The organism is Gordonia asplenii (genome assembly GCF_012933505.1).
GTDB classification, from domain to species: domain Bacteria; phylum Actinomycetota; class Actinomycetes; order Mycobacteriales; family Mycobacteriaceae; genus Gordonia; species Gordonia asplenii.
In genome coordinates, this window is sequence record NZ_JABBNB010000040.1 from 25,091 (window position 1) to 46,585 (window position 21,495).

Annotated in this window: 22 protein-coding genes; 11 read left to right on the forward strand and 11 right to left on the reverse strand. The window is 66.2% G+C overall.

Annotated elements, in window-relative coordinates:
* Positions 1-1,545 carry an AMP-binding protein gene (locus HH308_RS26305; protein ID WP_170197244.1) on the forward strand — a complete coding sequence of 515 codons (1,545 nt, stop codon included), beginning with the start codon at positions 1-3 and terminating at the stop codon, positions 1,543-1,545.
* Positions 1,546-1,849: 304 nt separating this feature from the next.
* Here the strand turns inward: HH308_RS26305 and HH308_RS26310 are convergent, their stop codons facing one another.
* Entirely contained in the window at positions 1,850-2,701 is an 852-nt protein-coding gene (locus tag HH308_RS26310) for a DMT family transporter (protein ID WP_170197276.1), read from the reverse strand.
* Between the two features lie 92 nt (positions 2,702-2,793).
* Between HH308_RS26310 and HH308_RS26315 the strand changes: the two genes are divergently transcribed.
* A complete protein-coding gene (locus HH308_RS26315) occupies positions 2,794-3,348 on the forward strand; it encodes a GXWXG domain-containing protein (RefSeq protein WP_170197245.1) in 555 nt (184 codons plus the stop codon).
* Between the two features lie 530 nt (positions 3,349-3,878).
* The gene (locus tag HH308_RS26320; protein ID WP_170197246.1) at positions 3,879-4,499 is read left to right on the forward strand and encodes a maleylpyruvate isomerase family mycothiol-dependent enzyme; all 621 of its coding nucleotides are present in this window, start codon (positions 3,879-3,881) and stop codon (positions 4,497-4,499) included.
* An 81-nt stretch (positions 4,500-4,580) separates the two neighbouring features.
* On the opposite strand, the gene HH308_RS26325 is transcribed toward HH308_RS26320, so the two are convergent.
* The 3 genes from HH308_RS26325 to HH308_RS26335 all read right to left on the reverse strand — a co-directional run bounded on the left by HH308_RS26325 (position 4,581) and on the right by HH308_RS26335 (position 8,394).
* Entirely contained in the window at positions 4,581-5,528 is a 948-nt protein-coding gene (locus tag HH308_RS26325; RefSeq protein WP_170197247.1) for an SGNH/GDSL hydrolase family protein, read from the reverse strand.
* Between the two features lie 66 nt (positions 5,529-5,594).
* Positions 5,595-6,722: an NAD(P)H-dependent flavin oxidoreductase gene (locus tag HH308_RS26330; RefSeq protein ID WP_170197248.1), complete on the reverse strand. Its 1,128-nt coding sequence runs from the start codon at positions 6,720-6,722 to the stop codon at positions 5,595-5,597.
* Between the two features lie 43 nt (positions 6,723-6,765).
* Positions 6,766-8,394, reverse strand: coding sequence for an acyl-CoA synthetase (locus tag HH308_RS26335; protein WP_170197249.1), 1,629 nt, complete (start codon positions 8,392-8,394; stop codon positions 6,766-6,768).
* A gap of 68 nt (positions 8,395-8,462) precedes the next feature.
* Here HH308_RS26335 and HH308_RS26340 point away from each other — a divergent pair, with 68 nt between their 5' ends.
* Positions 8,463-9,287, forward strand: coding sequence for a crotonase/enoyl-CoA hydratase family protein (locus tag HH308_RS26340; protein ID WP_170197250.1), 825 nt, complete (start codon positions 8,463-8,465; stop codon positions 9,285-9,287).
* Here the strand turns inward: HH308_RS26340 and HH308_RS26345 are convergent.
* Positions 9,274-10,407: a CopD family protein gene (locus HH308_RS26345; protein ID WP_170197251.1), complete on the reverse strand. Its 1,134-nt coding sequence runs from the start codon at positions 10,405-10,407 to the stop codon at positions 9,274-9,276. The genes HH308_RS26340 and HH308_RS26345 overlap by 14 nt on opposite strands.
* A 73-nt stretch (positions 10,408-10,480) precedes the next feature.
* On the opposite strand from HH308_RS26345, the gene HH308_RS26350 reads away from it, so the two are divergent.
* The gene (locus HH308_RS26350) at positions 10,481-11,086 is read left to right on the forward strand and encodes an FMN-binding negative transcriptional regulator (RefSeq protein ID WP_170197252.1); all 606 of its coding nucleotides are present in this window, start codon (positions 10,481-10,483) and stop codon (positions 11,084-11,086) included.
* Between the two features lie 260 nt (positions 11,087-11,346).
* Here the strand turns inward: HH308_RS26350 and HH308_RS26355 are convergent, their stop codons facing one another.
* The gene (locus tag HH308_RS26355) at positions 11,347-11,892 is read right to left on the reverse strand and encodes a pyridoxamine 5'-phosphate oxidase family protein (RefSeq protein WP_246284865.1); all 546 of its coding nucleotides are present in this window, start codon (positions 11,890-11,892) and stop codon (positions 11,347-11,349) included.
* A 52-nt stretch (positions 11,893-11,944) separates the two neighbouring features.
* On the opposite strand from HH308_RS26355, the gene HH308_RS26360 reads away from it, so the two are divergent.
* Complete coding sequence (locus HH308_RS26360; protein ID WP_170197254.1) at positions 11,945-12,355, forward strand: PaaI family thioesterase; 411 nt, start codon at positions 11,945-11,947, stop codon at positions 12,353-12,355.
* A 1-nt stretch (position 12,356) separates the two neighbouring features.
* Positions 12,357-12,953: a TetR/AcrR family transcriptional regulator gene (locus tag HH308_RS26365; protein ID WP_170197255.1), complete on the forward strand. Its 597-nt coding sequence runs from the start codon at positions 12,357-12,359 to the stop codon at positions 12,951-12,953.
* A 112-nt stretch (positions 12,954-13,065) separates the two neighbouring features.
* On the opposite strand, the gene HH308_RS26370 is transcribed toward HH308_RS26365, so the two are convergent.
* On the reverse strand, positions 13,066-14,106 hold the full coding sequence (locus HH308_RS26370) for an LLM class F420-dependent oxidoreductase (RefSeq protein WP_170197256.1): 1,041 nt from the start codon (positions 14,104-14,106) through the stop codon (positions 13,066-13,068).
* Between the two features lie 67 nt (positions 14,107-14,173).
* Between HH308_RS26370 and HH308_RS26375 the strand changes: the two genes are divergently transcribed.
* Genes HH308_RS26375 through HH308_RS26385 form a run of 3 tightly spaced genes read left to right on the forward strand, consistent with a single transcriptional unit; the run spans position 14,174 to position 17,457 of the window.
* The gene (locus tag HH308_RS26375; RefSeq protein ID WP_312870862.1) at positions 14,174-15,196 is read left to right on the forward strand and encodes a Zn-ribbon domain-containing OB-fold protein; all 1,023 of its coding nucleotides are present in this window, start codon (positions 14,174-14,176) and stop codon (positions 15,194-15,196) included.
* Positions 15,197-15,211: 15 nt separating this feature from the next.
* A complete protein-coding gene (locus HH308_RS26380) occupies positions 15,212-16,285 on the forward strand; it encodes a thiolase family protein (RefSeq protein WP_170197257.1) in 1,074 nt (357 codons plus the stop codon).
* Entirely contained in the window at positions 16,285-17,457 is a 1,173-nt protein-coding gene (locus tag HH308_RS26385; protein ID WP_376767283.1) for a thiolase family protein, read from the forward strand. The genes HH308_RS26380 and HH308_RS26385 overlap by 1 nt, the downstream gene beginning before the upstream one ends.
* A gap of 111 nt (positions 17,458-17,568) precedes the next feature.
* On the opposite strand, the gene HH308_RS26390 is transcribed toward HH308_RS26385, so the two are convergent.
* Positions 17,569-18,153 carry an ester cyclase gene (locus tag HH308_RS26390; RefSeq protein ID WP_170197258.1) on the reverse strand — a complete coding sequence of 195 codons (585 nt, stop codon included), beginning with the start codon at positions 18,151-18,153 and terminating at the stop codon, positions 17,569-17,571.
* A 98-nt stretch (positions 18,154-18,251) separates the two neighbouring features.
* On the opposite strand from HH308_RS26390, the gene HH308_RS26395 reads away from it, so the two are divergent.
* Positions 18,252-18,950, forward strand: coding sequence for a TetR/AcrR family transcriptional regulator C-terminal domain-containing protein (locus HH308_RS26395; protein WP_170197259.1), 699 nt, complete (start codon positions 18,252-18,254; stop codon positions 18,948-18,950).
* Positions 18,951-19,811: 861 nt separating this feature from the next.
* Here the strand turns inward: HH308_RS26395 and HH308_RS26400 are convergent.
* The 3 genes from HH308_RS26400 to HH308_RS26410 are packed head-to-tail and all read right to left on the reverse strand — an operon-like array spanning position 19,812 to position 21,469.
* The gene (locus tag HH308_RS26400) at positions 19,812-20,357 is read right to left on the reverse strand and encodes a carboxymuconolactone decarboxylase family protein (RefSeq protein ID WP_170197260.1); all 546 of its coding nucleotides are present in this window, start codon (positions 20,355-20,357) and stop codon (positions 19,812-19,814) included.
* A gap of 34 nt (positions 20,358-20,391) precedes the next feature.
* Positions 20,392-20,976: a hypothetical protein gene (locus HH308_RS26405; RefSeq protein ID WP_170197261.1), complete on the reverse strand. Its 585-nt coding sequence runs from the start codon at positions 20,974-20,976 to the stop codon at positions 20,392-20,394.
* Positions 20,960-21,469: an RNA polymerase sigma factor gene (locus tag HH308_RS26410; RefSeq protein ID WP_170197262.1), complete on the reverse strand. Its 510-nt coding sequence runs from the start codon at positions 21,467-21,469 to the stop codon at positions 20,960-20,962. Before HH308_RS26410 ends, HH308_RS26405 begins: the two co-directional genes overlap by 17 nt.
* Between the last annotated feature and the right edge of the window lie 26 nt (positions 21,470-21,495).

The following is a 21,495-nucleotide window of genomic DNA, read 5'->3' on the forward strand; positions in this document are numbered from 1 at the left end:
ATGCGCGCCGGCTACTCGGTCACCGACGCGCGGACCCTCAGCGGCCTATTGGCACCGCTGGTCGACGTTGACGACCGGGGACTGTACTTCCAGGACGAATTCGTTTCGTGGCGCGCACATTTGACGCACTCCGCGGTACGGTTGGCCGCGCTGCGGACGGTTCTCGACGCCGACCGCCCGCCGCACGTCGGGGTGTTGTTGCCCAATGTGGCGGAGTTCAGTTATCTGCTGGCGGCCGCCGCGATCTCCGACGTCGTGCTCGTCGGGCTCAATACCACCCGACGCGGCGCGGCACTGGCCCGCGACATCGCCGTCGCCGACTGCCAGATCGTCGTCGGGTCCGCTGACACCGTCCGGCTCCTGGACGGAATCGACTGTTCTGCAACGATTTTCAACATCGACACACCGGCCTGGGCCGAGCTGCTGGCGCCTCACGCCGGTAGCCCGGTGGTGATCGACGACCATTCTCCCGACGACTTGCTGATGCTGATTTTCACGTCGGGCACCAGCGGCGAGCCGAAGGCGGTCCGCTGCAGCCAGCGTAAGTTCGCCGGCGCCGGGATGATGCTGGCCGACCGCTTCGGCATCGGAACCGACGACGTCGTCTATCTGTCGATGCCGATGTTCCATTCCAACGCGACGATCGCCGGTTGGTCGGTCGCGGTCGCGGGTGGAGCGTCGATTGCGCTGCGCCGCACTTTCTCCGCCCGCGGATTCATCGCCGACCTACACCGCTACCGGGTGACGTATGCGAACTACGTCGGTAAGCCGCTCCACTACGTCCTGTCCGTGCCGCCTGCGCCGGGCGATGGCGAGACGTCGTTGCGGATCGTCTACGGCAATGAGGCCTCCGCCGAGGACCGCGCAATGTTCGCGCAGCGCTTCGACTGCGTCGTCGTCGACGGTTTCGGTTCGACGGAAGGCGGTGTCTCGATCACCCGCACCGCCGACACGCCGCCGCAGGCCCTCGGTCCGCTACCGACCGGTGTCAGGATCGTCGATCCCGACACCGACCTCCCCGTTCAGCCCGGGCAGGTCGGCGAGATCGTAAACATCAGCGGGGCGGGGCTTTTCGACGGCTACTACGGCGACGACGCCGCAACTGCGGAGCGACTCCGCGGCGGCGTCTACCGAACCGGTGACCTCGGCTGGGTCGACGAGGAGGGCTTCATCCACTTCGCCGGCCGCGCGGGCGACTGGGCTCGCGTCGACGGCGAGAACATCGGCACCGCGCCCATCGAACAGATCCTGGTGCGCCACCCGGCAATTGAGCTCGCGGCCGTGTACGGAGTGCCGGCCGAGATCGGCGACGACCTGTGGGCAGTGCTGGTCGCCGCCGACCTGACCGCTGCATCGCTCGCCGAATTCCTGTCGGCGCAAACCGACCTGGGCCCCAAACAGTGGCCGACTCGAGTGCGCCTGGTGAGCGAGCTGCCGCAGACGGCAACCTTCAAGACGATCAAACGCGTTCTGCGCCAAGACCCGACGCCGCCCGACTGGGTGCGAGTGGACGGGCGGTATTTACCCGACACGTCCGCCGGTTGAGCCGGGACGAAGCGCGTCCGCTGGTCGAGCCGAGACGAAGCCCCGCCCGCCGGTTGAGCCGAGACGAAGCCCCGCCCGCCGGTTGAGCCGGGACGAAGCGCTAGCGAAGTCCCGTGTCGAAACCTCGCATACCCAAACTCCAAACTCCACCGACACTCGTAGCCACCGCACGAACCGCGCCAGCGATGATTTCGACTCACCCCGCTCGCTCAATGAGCTGCTATCACGTCGCCCCAGACGACCCCGACACACTCAATCAACGACGACCACGAGCAGAAATATCCGAGTCACCGCACCCGCTCGATCACCCTGCAGTCACGCGCTCGACGGATTCCTCGTACTCCACTTCGCGCTCAGCGGCATGCTTGGCGAGTACGACGGTCGCGTAGAACATGAGCAGCAGCACCATCCCCACGACGATCCCCTCCAGCACTCCGACCTGGGCGCGTTCACCGAGGAGCAGCACGCCGAGGACCATGGCGACCGCCGGTTCCATCACGGTCATGGCGGGGAACGATGTCTGTAGGTCATGAGCCGCGAACGCCATCTGCTGCGCGACGACCGAGCCGAACGCCACGACGATGATGAGGTAGATCTCGGGGTGGACGAAGATTTCGAGCACCCCCTCACCGAGCTGTTCCATGAGACCTTTGACGAGGAACGACTGCACGCCGGTGAGAACGCCCGACGCCGCGCCGAACAACAGGGCACGGTAGTGCAGCGACACGAATCGGGTAGCGATGACCAGCGCGCCGAGGAGCACCACCAACACCGCGATCACGCCCGCGAGAACTGCGGCGCTCGCCTGGTGCTGCCCGGGACTGGGTCTGGTGATCAGCACGAATGCGGCGATGCACAGCGTGAGGGTGATCCCCCATTTCCATTCGTGCACCGTCAAGCGGCGATGGTCGAGATGTGCTTCCAACGGGAGCGCGAAGAGCACCGACATCACGATCAGCGGCTGAACGAGCAACAGTGATCCCAAGCCCAGCGCCGCAGCCTGCAGTCCGAATCCGAACGCCGCGATCAGAACGCCCAACCACCATCGGCGAGTGATTCCACCGCGTTCCGTCGAGGCCCGTTGCCGGACGAGGGTACCCAGCGCTACCAGAAGCGCGGACACTACGGCCAGCGCGGCGGGCAGGAACAAATGCACGTTGTCGAGGGTAGTCACTCGAACCTGAGCGGGACCCAAGTTGTCATCGATGGAACGTATTGGTATTTTTGTTCCAAACTAGGAGGCGCCCGATGTCCACGAACCTCACGCTCGACCAATTGCGGATCGGGTTGTCGACGGCCGACGCCGCGGCGCTCTTCGACTCGCTGCCCGCGGTCGCGATCGACGACATCATCGGCCGCACCTGGCACGGCGGCGAGGTACCCACCGGCCATCCGATGGACGGAACCTTGAGCCTGTCCGGGTGGTACGGCAAACGATTCGACGACGCCGATCACGTCCACCCGCTGCTCTTCGGCGAACCGGGCTCGCTGTATGCGGTGAATCCGAAGGTGATGCCGGTCGGACTGCTACTGAAGATCGGCCGCCGACTGCCGAGACGCATCCCCGGCGTCGGCCTGGCAATGAAGGCACTGCGTACCCGCAGGCATCGTGCTCGGCTGCGGGTCGTCGAATATCACGCCGGTCCCAACGCGCCCGCGAAGGCAAGTGCCGCAATGTCTTACGACGATCAGCCGATCATCGACCACTTCCGGTGGCTCGACGCGAACACCTTGCTCGGAGCGATGGATCTGCGCGGATCGACCGATCCGTACTTCTTCTATCTGCAGCGCGTCGCGCAATAGTGGGAGTGACGCGTCTACTTTTCCGGGATCGATGCGATAGCGGCGCTGCGGCAGCGCAGCAATTCTTGGTGCGCGAATAGTCGTACCTAATGGTATTGATATCTTGCGCGCACCCTGCTTCGCCGCGTCCTGCTGGTTGACCGAGGCGAAGCCGAGTCGAAACACCGTGACGCTACGGGTTTCGTCATGTCCGGCCGGCGGGGTTTCGACTCGCTTCGCTCGCTCAACCGGCAGAGGAACGCAACGTCAACTTTGAGTGCGACACCTACTAGTCCGATCGCACTGCGGAAGCCAAAATTCCACTGCGGTAACCGAATTCGCGCCACCGTAACCTCTTCCCGCTGCGCACGACCGCACTGCAAACGCGGCCGGGGCGAGCGCAGGACGGGGCGTTTCGTCGACGGCCGACCTGACAAGGCGGAAGAGGGAGCGATAGCAGCACCTATCGTGACCGACGACAACGCAGCCGGGCGGTCAGTTGGCCGCCGACGACCGCAACGGGAATGGGAGACACGTCTTAGCATCGACTCATGTCGACCTACTTGCGCTGTGCACACTCCTTTCGGTCCCTGGTGACCGCGATCCCCGACGACTGTTGGGACGACGAAGGCCTCGGCACCTGGTCGGTGCGGACGCTCGTCGGGCATACGGGCCGTTCCTTCGACACCGTGATCGGGTACCTGGCGACCGGCGAGCCGGCCGAGATCAACACGCCTACCGCCGAGGATTACTACACGACGCTGACCGCTCCGGGCGGTCCCTTGGGCCCGGGCGGCGATGCCGCCGCCATCGACGCTCGCGCGGCCGCCGCCGGCGAGGCGCTCGGCGCCGATCCACTCGCCTCGATCACCACCAAGGTCGACGAGGCGGCCCGATTACTCGCCGACCAACCCGAGAGCCGGCGCATCGAGGTGATCTTCGGATTGACGATGCCGCTGTCGGAGTATCTCCGCACACGCGTCCTCGAACTCGTCGTCCACTCCCTGGATCTGAGCCGAGCCCTGAACCTCCCGCACGACATTCCTCCCGACGCCATCGTCGAGATGGTCCACCTCGCCGCGAATGTCGCCGCCGACACCGGCAAGGCCGAACGGCTTCTGCTCGCCCTGACCGGACGCGAAGCCCTCCCGGAACACTTCAGCGTCGTCTGAGTCACAGTCGGGACGGGATAGACGCCGAACAGTCCCGATGCGGTTCAGTGTCGAGCCGGACCGAAGCACTCGAAAGACCTGCTACCGCTGCGTGTTAAGCGCCCAGCGCAGATCACTTGGCCGTCGGGCGAGCCCGAGCGAACGCGCGGTGATCCGCGCCATCTGCAGCGCGCCGAGCTCATTCGGATGCACCGGAGTCGGATCACCTTGCGGCGCAAGCGGTTCGATCCATCGAATGCCGGCCGCCTCGCACGCGTCATGTCCGACAGACGCGGAAGCCACGTCCACCAGCCGCACACCGGTCTGCTCCGCGGCACGCTCGACGGCGTCGTTCAAGGCGGCTTGAATTCCGTGGACATACGGCATGTCGCCGCGGGCCACCGGGAATCCGGGGCACGACGCCGGGCGATCGGGCATGATCCAGGGATAGTTCAGCGCCGCGACCGTCGCATGCGGGGCTGCCGCGCGAACGGCACGAAACGCCGCGATCAGGTGCGGGTAGGTCTGCGTCTCGATCCGCTGCACGAAGCTGTTGCCGTTGGCGTCTTTGCAGGGCGAGTACGCACCGGGCCTGGTCACCGCGGCCGACGTGCACGCTACGACGAGTGGGGCGAAAACGTCGCCGTCGTTGCCCCCGACCGCGATTGTCACCAGCGCCGCACCCTGCCGAACCGCATCCAGTTGCCTTGGCACACCGGGGTATTGGGCGCTGAAGAAACCTTTTGTGCTCGCACCCGCACAGCTGACATCGGTATACCGGTACCCGAATCGGTCGGCGATGATCTTGGCGTAATTGCGCGCTGACTGCATGCACAGCGGCGCGACCCCGGCGGCAAGCGGCATCACCCCCGACGCCGCAGAGTAGCTGTCGCCGAGATTCACGTATCCCATCGATTTGCCGGCCGGGGCCGACCCACGCTGTGGGGCTGCCGCCGCGCCCGGCGCCACGATTGACACCACCAGCACCGCGCCCGCGACTGCTGTGGCCAATCGACGTCGCAACTGTCCACCTCGCGCTGACACCCGCATGACGCGCCCCCTTCGATCCGACTGAGAGGTCGAATGTAACCCGGCGACGGCGGCGACGGCGGGCTTCTACACGGTCTTGCCGAGCCGCGCGACCGCGTCGTTGTATTCGCTGACCAACTCCGCGATCAGTTCCTCGACCGGTGTGATGGCATTGAGTCGACCGACGATCTGCCCGGCCGGCATCGCAACAACGCCGGGGTCGTCGGCCTGCGAGATCCGCGCATGAGCCTGCGCGACGAGCAGGTTCTGCAGCGGCATGGGCAGCGGTTCGGGTGCCCCCGGAGCGTCCCAGGCGTCGGTCCACTTGGTCTTGAGCAGTCGAGCGGGTTTGCCGGAGTAGATGCGGCGTCGGACGGTGTCGCGCGACGTCGCCGCGAGCAGGGCCTGCTGGATGGTCGACGGCCCGTCGCCGTGCGCACCGAGTTTGTACTCCGCTGCTGTCAGCCAGTAGGTGCCCATCCAGACCCCTTGCGCGCCAAGGGCTATCGCAGCGGCCATCTGCCGACCGCTGCCGACGCCGCCCGCCGCGAGTACCGGCGTCGAATCTCCGACCGCGTCGACGAGTTCGGGCCACAAGATCATCGACGTCACTTCACCGGTGTGTCCACCGCCCTCGTAGCCCTGAGCGATGACGATGTCGACGCCGGCCTCGACGTGATGCAGCGCATGGTCTTTCGCACCCGCGAGTGCGGCGACGGCGACACCGTTGCGGTGCGAGACGTCGATGACGTCGGCGGGCGGCGAGCCGAGCGCATTGGCGATCAGCTTGATCTGTCCGTACTTTCGCGCGTGCTCCATCGCGACGTCGACATGCGAGCGCGCCACCGAGTGCAGCCAGCCGAGCACGCCCGCGTTGACGCGTTCCTCCCCCGCCAGTTTCGGTACGCCGAGTTCGTCGAGGGTCCGTTCGACGAACGCCCGGTGCTCCGGCGGGATCATCGAGTCGAGGTCCACTTGGGAACCCTCGGTCGGGATCTTCGCGGGCATCACGATGTCGACGCCGAACGGTTTGCCGTCGGTGTTCTCGTGCATCCACTCCAGCACGGCGTCGAGTTCTTCGGCCTCGTTGAACCGTACGCAGCCCAGCACACCGAGCCCGCCCGCCCGGCTGATGGCCGCGGCGACGTCCTCGCTGGGCGTGAAACCGAAGATGGGGTAGTCGATGCCGAAGCGGTCGGTCAGTTCGGTACGCATGAAAGTCCTTTGTCTGCAGTGGTTTCGAGAGAGTCTTGGGTGGTCACAGCGCTTCGTCGGCGGGGCGTGATTCAGTCGTCGACACCGCCCAGCGATAGTCGGGTTTACCCGCGGGCGAGCGCTTCACCTCGTCGACGAACCACACGCTGCGAGGCGCCTTGTAGCCCGCAAGCCCTTGACGCACAACGACGTTCAACTCGTCCAGCGTGGGCCGGGCACCGTCGCGGCCGACGATCACCGCCGCCACCCGATGCCCGAAACGATCGTCGGGCACACCGACGACGACGGCGTCGAACACCTGCGGATGGGCCTTGAGCGCCGCCTCGACCTCTTCCGGGAACACCTTTTCGCCGCCGGTGTTGATCGACACCGAGCCGCGCCCGAGCATCGTGATGGTGCCGTCGGCTTCCAGCGTGGCGTAATCGCCCGGCATGGAATGGCGCACACCGTCGTACTCGACGAATGTCTTCGCCGACTTCACCGGATCATTGTGGTAGCGCAACGGAATGTTGCCGGTGCGCGCGATCAGCCCGACCTCGCCGGTGCCCGGTTCGATGTGCGTACCGTCCGCGCGGATGACGTGCGTCGACGGGTCAGCTTTCACCCGCGGTGCGCCCATGTGGCTCTGCCCCTTGACCACGGGGCTCATTCCACCGAACCCGGTCTCCGACGACCCGATGGCGTCGATGATGACGGCATTGGGGAACCGTTCGGCGAAGCGTTCCTTGACCGCGGGCGAGAACAGCACCGACGATGACGCCACCGACACGAGAGTCGAAGTGTCGTACTCGGTTTCACCGTCGAGCGCCTCAATCATGGGGCGCCCCATGGCATCTCCGGTGATGAATACGACGTTGACGCCGTGGCGGGCGATGATCTCCCAGCTTCGGGCACCACTGAACTCCGGGTACACGACGGCTTTGCCACCGGCGAAGAGCGACTGGAAGATGGCCCATTGCGAACCACCGTGGATGAACGGCGGAATGGGAAAGCGCACCAACTGCCCACCTGCGGCGCCAGCCTTGGCCGGCTGCCACTCGTCGGCGATCGGCTCACCGGTGTACCAGTCGATGCCGCCGCCCAGCACACGGAACACGTCTTCTTGGCGCCACACAACACCTTTCGGCTTTCCCGTGGTTCCGCCGGTGTAGAGCATGTAGAGGTCGTCGTCGGAGCGGGTCGAGAAGTCGCGCACACTCGACGACGCCGCGATCGCGTCCTCCAGATCGATGACCGAGTCGGTCTCGCCGGGGATCGACGTCGGGGTGTCGGTCCCGTCGTCGATGACGATCCGATGAGCGATCCGCGGCGTGGACGGCAGCACGTTGCACACCCGCGGCGAGTACTGCCGCTCGTGGATCAGCACCTTCATCCCCGAGTCGGTGAAGATGTGCTCGAGCTCGCTCTCCACGTAGCGATAGTTCACGTTGACCATGACGGCCCGAGCCTTGAAGATCGCGACCATCGCTTCGACTGCTTCGATGGTGTTTCTGCTGTACAGCCCTACCGTGTCGCCGGGCTCGACGCCCCGCTCGATGAGTGCGTGGGCGAGCGCGTTGCTGCGTGCTTCAAGTTCGAGGTAGGTGTGCGCGCGGTCCCCCGATTCGAGCGCGACGCGGTCCGGCATCAAATCGACGGCATGCTCGATCAGATCGGCAATCGTATAGGCCATGCGTCAAAAGTAGAACGTGTTATTGTTTTCGGCAAGCAGTACTTTGCGCAGATCATCGAGGAGCTTTCATGTCCACTCCCACCGACACCGCCCCGCAGACGCAGGAGCACGCACCCGAGTGCCTCGTCGAAAAGCGCGGCCACGTTCTGATCGTCACGATGAACCGCCCGCAGGCGCGAAACGCGCTGTCGGGCGAGATGATGCGGATCATGGAGGCGGCGTGGGATCAGGTCGACGCCGACCCAGAGATCCGCGTCGCCGTCCTCACCGGCGCGGGCGGCTACTTCTGCGCGGGCGCCGACCTGAAGAACATGAACAGTAACGCCCCCGGTGACTCGTTCGCCAAGGGCGGCTGGGATCTCACCAGACTCCCGGCACTGCTCAAGGGGCGTCGACTCACCAAACCGTTGATCGCCGCGGTCGAGGGCCCCGCCATCGCCGGCGGCACCGAGATCCTGCAGGGCACCGACATCCGGGTAGCCGCCGAATCCGCGAAATTCGGTGTGTCCGAAGCCCGCTGGGGACTCTTCCCCCTCGGCGGCAGTGCCGTGCGCCTAGTCCGTCAAATTCCCTACACCATCGCCGCCGACATCCTCCTCACCGGCCGCCACATCACCGCGGCCGAAGCCAAGGAATACGGTCTCGTCGGACACGTCGTCCCCGACGGCACCGCCCTGGACAAAGCCCTCGAACTCGCCGACAAGATCGCTGCGAACGGCCCGCTCGCCGTCCAGGCCATCCTCAAGACCATCCGCGACACCGAGGGGATGCACGAAGAGGAGGCGTTCAAGATCGACGCCGTGCTCGGCGCCCAGGTGTTTCAGTCCGCCGACGCCAAGGTCGGACCTCGAGCGTTCGCGCACAAGGAGATTCCGGTCTTCACCGGGGAGTGACCGTCAGCTCTCGCTCCGGCCCGCGCCGCACTACTGCGACTCGCGTTCCCGCAACCAGGGTCGCGGCCACCAACGCCGTCAGCAGCGCGCCCGTCCCGAACACGGTCAGATCGAACGACCGCGCCGGCTTCGACCCGCCCTGCATACGCGCCGAACCGGACAGGAACGGCACGATCACCAGCACGGTCAGCCCCAGAACAGCCTCCACCGCAACAACTTTCGGGAAGTGCTCGACGGCGAGTCGCCACACCGCGCGGCGGTCGTCGGCCGCCCGGGCGGCGGCGAGCCGCGGCAACAGCACCCGCGTGTTGTAGGCCCCGGCGCACACCAACAACATCACCACGACGAGCTTGGCGAGCAGCAACCGGCCATAGTGCGTGGTGAACAACTGCGCGGGGCTGCCGACGTGTGTCCACGCCATCCACGTCCCGGTCACGATCAGCACGCCGACTGAACACAGCGCGACGTTGCTGAACCGGCCCCAGACCCCGGCCCAGTCGGCGGCGATGGCGTCGTCGTCGGCGACACCGGCGTCCCAGCGCCCCAGGATGCCGAGTATCGCCAGAATCAGCAGGCCGCCGATCCACAGGACCACAGCGGTGAAATGCAGCGCCGTCATCGTCCCGGTGGCCACCCGCTGCGCCAGCAGCGGCCCGACCGGCAGTTGCGGGATCACCACGGTGGTCACACCCAACGCGAGGACGATCAGCGCCATTCCACGGGCCGATGTCACCCGCCAGGCGATCAAAGCCGCGACAAGCAGCAGATAGGCCATCATCTGCGCAAGCGTCAGACCGGTCGGTTTGCCCGGGCCGTGCGGAGCGATGAAGAAGTCTTGCAGCGTCGACGGCGCGAGGCCGCTCCACAACGACGTTCCCTGCCTGGTCGACGCCAATTCCGCCAACGCGAGGACCGCGGTCACCGCGACGACCACGGCAATCGGAACCGCCAGTCGACGCGCGCGGCGCGCCAGCGGCCCGTCGGGCGCCAAGACGCCCACGGTCAAACCCAGCCCGACAGCCAGCGCCAACGCCGCGAAGTAGACCGACCAGATCAAGGCGGTGCCGACCGTCGGCGGCGCGGGCGGCTGCGGACCCGCGGCCAGAATGTTCCACGACATAACCGACATCTTAGGGTCCACTTAGTTCAGAAATGACTTGGGCCGGGTCAGTGTCGTTCAGTAGGGTCCCACCATGTACATCGCCCGACCCGACCGCACCTCCGACCGTCACGCACGTGAGGTGGTGTCCGCAGCGGGCATCGCGACCCTGTTCTCCTCGATCGATGGACTCCGCGCGACGACGCTACCCGTTCTGTGGCGCGACGACGATACCGTCGTCGCCCATTTCGCGCGGGCGAACGATCACTGGCACCATCTCGACGGTGCGCCGGTCCTCCTCGTCGCCACCGCTCCGGACGCCTACATCTCACCGAGCTGGTATGCCGCGAAAACGGAGCACGGACGCGTCGTCCCGACGTGGAACTACAGCTCCGTTCAGTTGTCCGGCGTCGCGCACATCACGCACGACGCCGACGAGATCTTGTCGATCGTCGAGGCCCTCACCACCCGTCACGAAGGCGGCCGCACCGATCCATGGGCGGTGTCCGACGCACCGGAATCGTATGTGGCACAGCAACTCAAAGCGATCGTCGGGATCACGGTCACGGTCGACGAGGCGAACGCCAAAGCCAAGTGGAGCGCCGCCCGAAGCGAGGCCGACCGAGACGGAGTGCTTCGGGCGCTGGATGTCGAAAACCCCTCTGCGGCAACCGAGATGCGCTCAGCCGACCACCCCTGAGCGAGCTCTACTGATCGCGGTCGCATCCGGGAGCACGCCCACAGCGCCGCGGCGACCAGCGCTCCCACACCCGGTGGCGTCGAACGACCGGCCCCACAACACCCTGGATCCACCGATGGCGGGCCCATTTCACCGTGGTTTCGACACGCTCGTAGCTAACGCTCCTCAGGGCTCAACCCAGACTCAACCAGCGGAGAGCGCCTGCCATCGGTGGATCCAGGCAACAGTGGCCGATCATCGGTCTCCGCAGCGCCATTCGATCACGTCGAACCGACCCACTCGGCGCCGGACCGCTCAAGCACCGCCGACGCCAGCCCGAAGGGCGGCGGCGTGATTCCCCGACGCAGATCCCAGATCTCGATTCGGTTCGGCACACAGCGGAAGACCGCGAAGTCGGCGCTCTCCGGCCCGTCGGGCCAGAAGGCCGACCACCCGGACATGAACCGGCGGCGATTCTCACTGGCCGACACCGGCTCGACGACGCAGCGGATAGTCGCCGACGACCGGCTCACCTCGTCGAGGTATACCAGCGATGCTTGGCGAGTTACATTGAGCTGCTGCGCCTTTCGAGTCATCGGCGAGGTACCGATGTGCACGCACAACCGATCGTCGGGCTTGTGCGGTTGCACCACTCGCGCCGACGGCCCGTCATCGTCGTGCGTGACCAACACGCAATAGGTTCGGCTGCGCATTATCGCCCGCGCGGCAGCGAGCACGGCCGTGGGATCGTCGTGTCTGCTGCGTCGAATCGCCCAGCGGCGCATCGCAGCCGACGCCGCGGCGCCCACTCGGACGACAACACTCATCTCCACGAGTACCTCCGTTGACAACGACAATATTAGAGACGACCCTCTAATAATGTTCACTCTCGACCTTGCCCGAGAAGTACTCGCAGCACAACCCTTCAGCGCCATGCTCGGCACGCGGATCAGCCATCTCGACGACGAGACGGTCGTCTTGGAGCTCGACGTCGACGATCGACTCCGCCAGCAATACGGACTCATCCACGGCGGTGTGCTGGCCTACCTCGCCGACAACGCACTCACCTACGCCGGAGCCCTGAGCCTCGGCGCAAATGTCGTGACGAGCGGCTTCACCATCGACTACGTATCTCCCGCCCGCGACGGCGCGGTGCTGCGGGCGACGGCTCACCTCGCTCATGGCGGACGCCGAAAAGCGTTGGCCACCTGCGACATCGACATCGTCGACGCCGCCGGCACCGCCAAACGCTGCGCGGTCGCCATGGGCACGACGTTGACGACCAACTGACGTGGGCCGCAAGCCTCGGTTCTCCACCGACGAGTTGCTCGACGCCGCAATGGATTTGATCAGTGCGGGTGGCGCCGCATCCGCGACGATGACCGCTGTCGCCGGCGCGGTCGGCGCGCCGTCGGGCTCGATGTATCACCGTTTCGCCAGTCGCGACGAGATGCTCGCCCGTCTCTGGCTGCGCACCATCGGCGAATTTCAGACCGGATTCGTCGACGCGCTCTCCGACGTCGACACCATAGCTGCTATCGACTCGACCATCGCCTTCGTCTTCGATTGGACCGCAGCCAATCCCACGAAGTCGGCGCTGCTGTTGCAGTTCGACGAGAAGGCTATCGTCGACGCGTGGCCGGAGTCCTTGGCCGCCGACCTGTCTACGGCGAACAACACTGTGCGCCAGGCACTTCGGGAGTTCACACAACGTCATCTGGGGTCGTCGAGCAAGCCCGACGTCGACCGCGTGATCTACGCCCTGGTCGACCTGCCGTATGCCGCGGTGCGCAGGCACCTTCCGTCGGGGCGACCGCGCCCATGGTTGCGAGAGTTCACTTTCGACGCCGCGCACCAAGTACTGAGACCTGAACGGCAAGACGCCTGAACTGCCACACGAGCGCGCCGGCACCCGCCGCCCAATGGGATGCACTCCGGATGCACTCGTCCACCCGGGAAACCACTCGCCCAGCCGCGATACCTCAGACCGGGTTGAATCATCACCCTGCCAATCGGCCCAGCGCCTTGATCGTCTCGGTTTCCCGCGCGGTCACCATCAGCATCGTGACGCCTGCCGATTCCCATTGCGCTATCTGGGTTTTCACCTCATCGAATGTTCCGGCGATCATCGTCTCGCGCACCATCTCATCGGGTACGGCGGCTACCGCCTCCGCTTTGCGTCCCGCTTGGAACAGCCGACCGATCTCGTCGACGGCCGCGCCGTATCCCATCCGCCGGTACAGATCGGCGTGAAAGTTCTTCTCCTTCGCACCCATCCCGCCGACGTAGAGCGCCGTCGACGGTCGATACCGATCGATCGCCGCGGCGACGTCGTCGGTGACGACGACCTGGCAGTTGGCGGCGACTTCGAAGTCGGCGCGCGATCGTCGCGCGCCGGGTCGAGCGAATCCCTCGTCGAGCCAGGTGTTGTACTGCTCGGCGAGTCCGAGGCTGAAGAACACCGCGAGCCAGCCGTCGGCGATCTCCGCGGTCTGCGCGACGTTGCGCGGTCCTTCGGCGCCGAGCCAGACAGGCAGGTCGGCCCGCAGCGGATGCGTGATCGCTTTGAGCGGCTTACCCAGTCCAGTGGCACCCGCGGCGCTCGCGGGATAGGGCAGCGGATAGTGGTCGCCGTCGCTGGTAACACGCTCGGCGCGGGCGAGGACGTCGCGCACGATCCGCACGTACTCGCGCGTGCGGGCCAACGGCGCGCCGAAGGGTTGCCCGTACCAGCCTTCGACCACTTGCGGCCCGGACACTCCGAGCCCGATGATGTGTCGCCCACCGGAGAGATGGTCGAGCGTCAACGCCGCCATGGCCAATGACGTCGGTGGCCGCGCCGACAACTGGGCGACTGCGGTTCCGAGTCGGACCCGCTGCGTCGACGACCCCCACCAGGACAGCGGCGTGTACGCGTCCGAGCCCCACGATTCGGCTGTGAACACTGCGTCGAATCCTGAATCTTCTGCTGCGGCAACGAGTTCGGGTGCCCCGACGATCGGACCCGCTCCCCAGTACCCCAATTGCAGACCAAATTTCACGCCGGTGATCCTTCCCGTTCGCGACAGCTCCTTGCGCCCAATACTAGAACCTGTTCTACTCGATGGTGTGACCATCAACGCAACCGCACCCGGTGACGCGAGTCCCGTCGCGCCGGTCCCCGCCCCCGAGTCGACGATCCTGTCGGCACCACTGAACAACCGATTCGACTACACCCGCTCACTCGGACCCGTTCTGTCGCAGTTCGCGCTCGCGCTGCGCGACGGTCGGATCGTGGGCAGTCGCAGCAGCGACGGACGCGTCTTCGTTCCACCGGTCGAATTCGATCCGGCCACCGGGGCCGTCACCACCGACATCGTCGACGTCGCGTCGGCGGGTACCGTCACCAGTTGGTCCTGGCAGCCCGAGCCACTCGAGGGTCAACCGCTCGACAAACCCTTCGCGTGGGCACTGATCACACTCGACGGCGCCGACACCGCGTTGCTGCACGCCGTCGCCGTCGATTCGGTCGACGACCTGCATACCGGCGATCGCGTGCACGCCGTGTGGCGGGCCGCCCGCACCGGTCACATCGCCGACATCGCCTACTTCGCTCCGGGCGAGCACGCCGACGCCGCGCCGGCGAACACCGCCGACCCCGACGACGCCGTCGCGGGTCAAGTCATCATCACCACCCCGATCGGTCTGACCATCACACACACGGCGTCGGAGGAAGAATCCTGGTATCTCGAAGGACTCAAGGCGGGCAAGCTCATCGGCGGCCGGGTCGCCACCGGCGAGGTCTACTTCCCGCCCCGCCAGGCGTCCCCGGCCGACGGATCGCCGACGACGGGCCGCGTCGAACTTCCCGACACCGGCATCGTCACCACATTCTGCATCGTCAACGTGCCGTTCCTCGGACAGCAGATCAAGCCGCCCTACGTCGCCGCCTATGTGCTGCTCGACGGCGCCGACATTCCGTTCCTGCATCTGATCCTCGACGTCCCCGCCGACGAAGTGCGGATGGGTATGCGAGTCAAGGCCGTCTGGCGCCCGGAAGCCGAGTGGGATTTCACCATGCGCAATATCAGCCACTTCGCCCCGTCCGGCGAGCCCGACGCCGACTTCGAGTCGTACCGAAACCACCTGTAGATCAGGAGCTTTGACGTGACCACCGCTAAACTCCCCCGCATCGCGGTCATCGGGTTCGCCCATGCACCGAACGTCGCGGAGACCCACGGCACCACCAACGGTGTCGAAATGCTCATGCCTTGTTTCGCCAAGCTCTTCGCCGAACTCGGCATCACCCGCACCGACATCGACTTCTGGTGCAGCGGGTCGTCGGATTACCTTGCCGGACGGGCGTTTTCGTTCATCTCCGCGATCGACTCGATCGGCGCGGTGCCGCCGATCAACGAGTCACACGTCGAGATGGACGGTGCTTGGGCACTGTACGAGGCGTTCGTGAAGATCGCCACCGGCGACGTCGACGTCGCACTCGCCTACGCCTTCGGCAAGTCATCGGCGGGCAACGCCGATCAGATCCTCGCCCTGCAGACCGATCCGTATACGGTCGCGCCGTTGTGGCCCGACACCCGGTCGCTGGGTGCCTTGCAAGCACGTGCCGGACTGGATTCCGGGGCCTGGACCGAAGCCGACATGGCGGCCGTCGCCGCGCGAACCTTGGACCGCTCGGTCGACGAGCTACTCGCCGCCGACTACGTGGCGAATCCATTGCGCGCCCACGACATCGCACCCTACGCCGACAGCGCCGCCGCCGTGATCCTGGCCAGCGAGCACAAGGCGCGCGAGCTCGTCGCCAACCCGGCGTGGATCACCGGGTGGGATCATCGCATCGATTCGCCGAACTTCGGCGCCCGCGACCTCACCGCATCGCCGTCGACGAGACTTGCCGGGGACACCGCGTTCGGCGATCGCAGCCGCGCGGTCGACGTCGCCGAGATCCACGCCGCGTTCACGCATCAGGAGTTGATCGTCGCCAAGGAGCTGAGACTGCCCGAGTCGGTGCGCATCAACCCTTCGGGGGGATCGTTGGCAGCCAACCCGCTGTTCTCCGCCGGGCTGCAACGTATCGGCTACGCCGCCCACGAAATCCTGACCGGCAGTGCGGGCACCGCCGTCGCACATGCGACGAGTGGCCCACTGCTGCAACAGAATATGGTCGTCACTCTGGGCAATGAGGAGAATATCGGGGCGAACGAAGTGACGGGAGAGAACTGATGGCGCGTAACAGAGCCGCCGTGCTCGGCACCGGGCAGACCAAATACGTCGCGAAGCGACACGACGTCACCATGGCCGGCATGTGCCGCGAAGCGATGGACCGTGCGCTCGCCGAGGCCAAGGTCTCGATCGACGACATCGACGCGATCGTCATCGGCAAGGCCCCCGACCTCTTCGAGGGGGTGATGATGCCCGAGCTGGCAATGGCCGAATCCCTTGGCGCCGTTGGCAAACGGCTCATCCGCGTGCACACTGCGGGCTCGGTCGGCGGTTCGACGGCCAACGTCGCGGCGTCGCTGGTAACGTCGGGCATCCATCGTCGAGTGCTGGCCATCGCCTGGGAGAAGCAGTCGGAGTCGAATGCCATGTGGGCGTTGTCGATTCCGGTTCCGTTCACGATGCCGGTCGGCGCGGGCGCGGGCGGATTCTTCGCACCGCACGTGCGGGCATACATCCGGCAGTCGAACGCTCCGGACAACATCGGCGCCATCGTCGCCGCCAAAGATCGACGCAACGGCGCGATGAACCCGCTCGCCCACCTGCACCAACCGGGAAAGACCGCCGAAGAGGTCATGGCCTCCCAAATGCTCTGGGACCCAATCCGATTCGACGAGACGTGTCCCTCCTCGGACGGCGCGTGCGCCGTCGTGATCGGCGACGAGCAAGCCGCCGACGACGCCGTCGCCGCGGGCGATCCAGTGGCGTGGATTCACGCGACGGCGATGCGCACCGAGCCGTTGTCGTATGCGCACCGCAACGTCGTAAGCCCGCAGGCCGGCCGCGATGCCGCGGCCGCGCTGTGGAAGGCCGGCGGCATCAGCAATCCGCTCGAGGAGATCGACGCCGCCGAGATCTACGTGCCGTTCTCCTGGTTCGAACCGATGTGGCTGGAGAACTTGGGCTTCATGCCGGAGGGCACCGGTTGGCAGCTCACCGAGTCCGGCGGCACCGAGATCGGCGGCAAGTTGCCGGTGAACGCATCCGGCGGCGTCCTTTCGTCGAATCCCATCGGGGCGTCGGGCATGATCCGCTTCGCCGAGGCCGCCCTGCAGGTGATGGGCCGAGCCGGTGACCACCAGGTGCCGGATGCGCGTAAGGCGGTCGGCCACGCGTACGGCGGTGGGTCGCAGTACTTCTCGCTGTGGCTGGTCGGAGCCGACAAGCCCGCCTGATCGTCGGCGTCGGCAGATCCGACCGAGCGCTCATATCCGACACGGTTCGTCTTCAGGTGCCGGATATGAGCCGTGCAGTCGGATCTGCGCCTCCGCCACCGGATTCGCCGCTCACGCCCGCCTTCTGGTGAACTCCGGCACTGTCGTACTCAGCAGTCGTGGATCCGGCGCTCCACCGGTCATCGACAACACACCCTTCAGAACCCGACCGAGCGTCAGCAGCCCCTTGAGGCTTCGCTTGTCGATGCCCGCCAGAAGTTGCTTGAGAATGGTCAGCTGGTCGAAGTAGATGCGCTCAGCAACGAGATTCTCATCGGCGTCGAACACGAAGTACGCGGTCATGCGGGTGCGGTGAGTTGATCCAGTGGCCGGAATGACCCCGCCGAGCGGGCCGAGATGTGTTCCGAGAAGCCAGAATTCGACGATGACAGCGTCCACGCTATGGCGGAACTCGATGATCTCGTGATCCTGGTCGGGAAAGGCGACGCGGGTGTCGTCGTAGTACTTGCGGACTTCGACGTCGCCGTCGTGCACGACCATCTGTGCGACCAGTTCGTAGTGCGGATGCGGGAAGGTCGACAGGGTCGCATCCCAGTCCTGCACGACCTCGTCGTGGAAATGGTCGAGCACCAGCTTCTCGCGCGCTCGAAGTACGTCCGCGGACGGAAGCGTGAAACGGTCGCGTGTGGTGGCCACGTTCGAACTCCTTGCGCCTTTTACCCACAGTGTGGGTTATAAATGACACGAGTATTACCCACGTTGTGGGTTTTTGCAAGAGCAGGCATGATCGACGCATGACATCCGCATCGCGGACCCGCCGCGGCCGCCCGCCCCGAGGCACGACCGCCCTGTCGCGAGAATCGATCGTCGAAGCCGCGCTGACCCTGATCGACGACGACGGTATCGCGACCGTCAGCATGCGTTCGGTCGCCCGACGACTCGGCGTCGACGCGAAAAGCCTGTACAACCACGTCCCCGACAAGGACGGACTGCTCGACGCCGTCGCCGAGTCTCTGCTCGGCGCAATGCGATTGCCGCAACCGACGGGCGACCTGCGCGCGGATCTCGTCGCGATCGGGCACGCGTTCCGGGAGGCCGCACTCAGACATCCGCGGGCCGCGCCGCTGGTGCTCACGCGACAACTCGAGTCGAATCGAGGACTCGCCCCGATCGAGGCAACGCTCGCGGTCCTCCTCGACGCCGGATTCCCACCCGACGAGGCCGTGCACATCCTGCGGGCGACGATCGCCACGCTCATCGGCACACTGCTACGCGAGGTCGATGCCGGTCCGACGGTCGGTTCGGCCGACGCCGGCCACGTCGCGGCCCGCACCGCGTCGCTCACCTCAGCCGGGTTTCCCCGGATCGCCGCGGCGGCGCCCGCACTGGCTCATCTCGACGCCGACGCCGAGTTCGCCTTCACCCTCGACCTTGCACTCGACGCGATCACGGCGCGCCTCGACGCGGGCGGCCACCCACACTCCGCCGGTTGAGCCGGACCGAAGCGCAAGCGAAGGCCACCCAACCCGCCGGTTGAGCCAGGCCGAAGCGCCAGCGGAGGCCCTCCACCCCGCTGGTTGAGCCCACCCATCCCGCCGGTTGAGCCAGGCCGAAGCGCTTACAGCTAGCGAAGGCCCTCCACTCCGCCGGTTGAGCCGGGCCGAAGCGCTAGCGAAGGCCCGTGTCGAAACCACGCAACCCGACGATGCCAACGCACCAAACTCGAAGCGACAGTTGATAACTCATCTTCGCCACGGTTTCGACACGGGCGCGTCTCGCTGCGCTCGTCGGGCCCGGCTCAACCAGCGAGGATGCACCGTGGTTTCGACACGCTCGTCGCTAACGCTCCTCACGGCTCAACCAGCGGGGGGCCTGCCGTCGACGGATCCAGGTTGAGCCGCCGAAGCGCAAGCGAAGGCCGTCCACCCCGCTGGTTGAGCCAGGCCGAAGCGCAAGCGAAGGCCACCCACACTCCGCCGGTTGAGCCGGGCCGAAGCGCTAGCGAAGGCCCGTGTCGAAACCACGCAACCCGACGATGCCAACGCACCAAACACATAGCGACAGTTGATAACTCGTCTCGCCATGGTTTCGACACGGGCGCGTCTCGCTGCGCTCGTCGGGCCCGGCTCAACCAGCGGGGGAGGCGCGTCTCGCTGCGCTCGTCGGGCCCGGCTCAACCAGCGAGGGAGGCGCGTCTCGCTGCGCTCGTCGGGCCCGGCTCAACCAGCGAGGGGGATGCGACTCGCTGCGCTCGCTCAATCAGCAGACCGCTGCGCCCGCTCAATCAGCAGACTGGAGCTGTCGCTGAAATCAGCGGGAGAACCTCTTAGCCACGGGGCCGACGGCCCGGCACCTCAGGCCCGACGCGGCTCCGGCAGGGCACATGCCGCACCGTCCGACATTCCGGTCGGGCGCACACCCAACCCCTGGTTCAGTCGAGCCCGCTGGTTCTCCCACGCGACGGCCGCGGCCAGTTCGGCGACTTGCCCCTTGCTGAAGTGCACCAGCAGTTCCGACCTGATCGGTTCGATGTCGACGGCCGGTGTCACCGTCAGTGCTTCGGCGAACGAGATCACCAACTTCTCGATGTCGTCATATGCGTCGCTGTCGGCGTACACCGGGAGATCACGGATCTGCCGCTCGCTGATTCCCGCGGTGCGGGCCAGCGCCGATCCGATGTCGAGGCAGAATTCGCAGTTGATCAGCCCGGCCGTCTTCAGTTCGGCCAGCTCTTTGAGCCGCGGATCCATCCGATTGCTGAACATCAGCGCGAACTCGTAGAACCCCGTCATGACCAGGATCAACGGGCGGCGGATCAACCAGCCGTACAGGTCGACGCGATTTCGCTTGGCTTGCGCGAAGACCGTCACGTAGGCCCTGATCCGATGCGCTGCTCTCATGACTTCTCCTTCAGTCGAGTCCACCACGATGGGTTCACATGTCGTCTTCGGCACCTTCGACTCGGCTGTAACGCCACGCGACCCCAAATGTGACGAGCACCACAATCGCGGCGATGCCCTCGCTGAAATGAAGCACCGCGCCCCACGCGAATTCGGTAGCCTCCGGTACCCCGTGCGCGCCCAACGCGAGCCCCAGCGGCACACCGGCGACGATCCCCAGCGGTAACCAGCGTCGTCGCGTCGCCGACGCTAGAACGGCGATGCCGACCGCGATGAACGCCAGCGCGCCTTCGAACGCCATGTGCTCGCCGTACGGCTCACCGAGATGCCGCGAAATCCATTGGCCGAGAATCAAAATGCTGACACCCTGCCAGCAGATCAACAGCCCGAGCAGCACCGCCGCCACCTGGGCCGCCCGCCACCACCTGGCCCGACGTACCCCGATGCCGCGCTCGATGCGGCGGTAGAGATTCGACGGCGGGTCGACGCTCATCGCGTTGGACAACCACCGCAACTGCGGATCCGCCGATTCCCCATCGCGCATCGCGGCGATCTCGGCGTCGAGCGCGTCGGCAGCCGCCTGCGCGGCGTCGTCGGGTACATCACGACTGATGCTCATCGCTCATCACCTCCCTGAGTTTGCCGACGCCCCGGTACACCAGCATCCGCGCCGCGGGAGCCGAAATCCCCATCGCCGCACCGATCTCCTCCGACGACAATTGCGAACCGAACCTCAGTGCGACCGCTTCGCGCTCCCGCGGAGTGAGCACCGACAGATGCCGTCGGAGAACGTCGGAGTCGGCGTGGCGCAACGCCATCGACTCGGGATCGGCGGTGTCGTCGACGTCGCCGGACTCCCCGACGTCGTCGGTCGGTAATTCCCGTACGCGGCCGGCCCACCAATCGGCGACGACGTGGTGCGCGATGCCCGTCAACCACCCGCCGACGCTGCCACGCGCCGGATCGAAGCGTTTCCACGACCTCATCGCCCGGACGAATACCTCGCTCGTGACATCCTCCGCGTCCGCGTCGCTGGGCACACGAGCACGCACGTAACGCCAGACGGGCGCGACGTGCTCGCGGTAGACGGCGTCGAACTTTCCCGTCGCCATCTCACCTACCTTCGGCGGATCGGGCC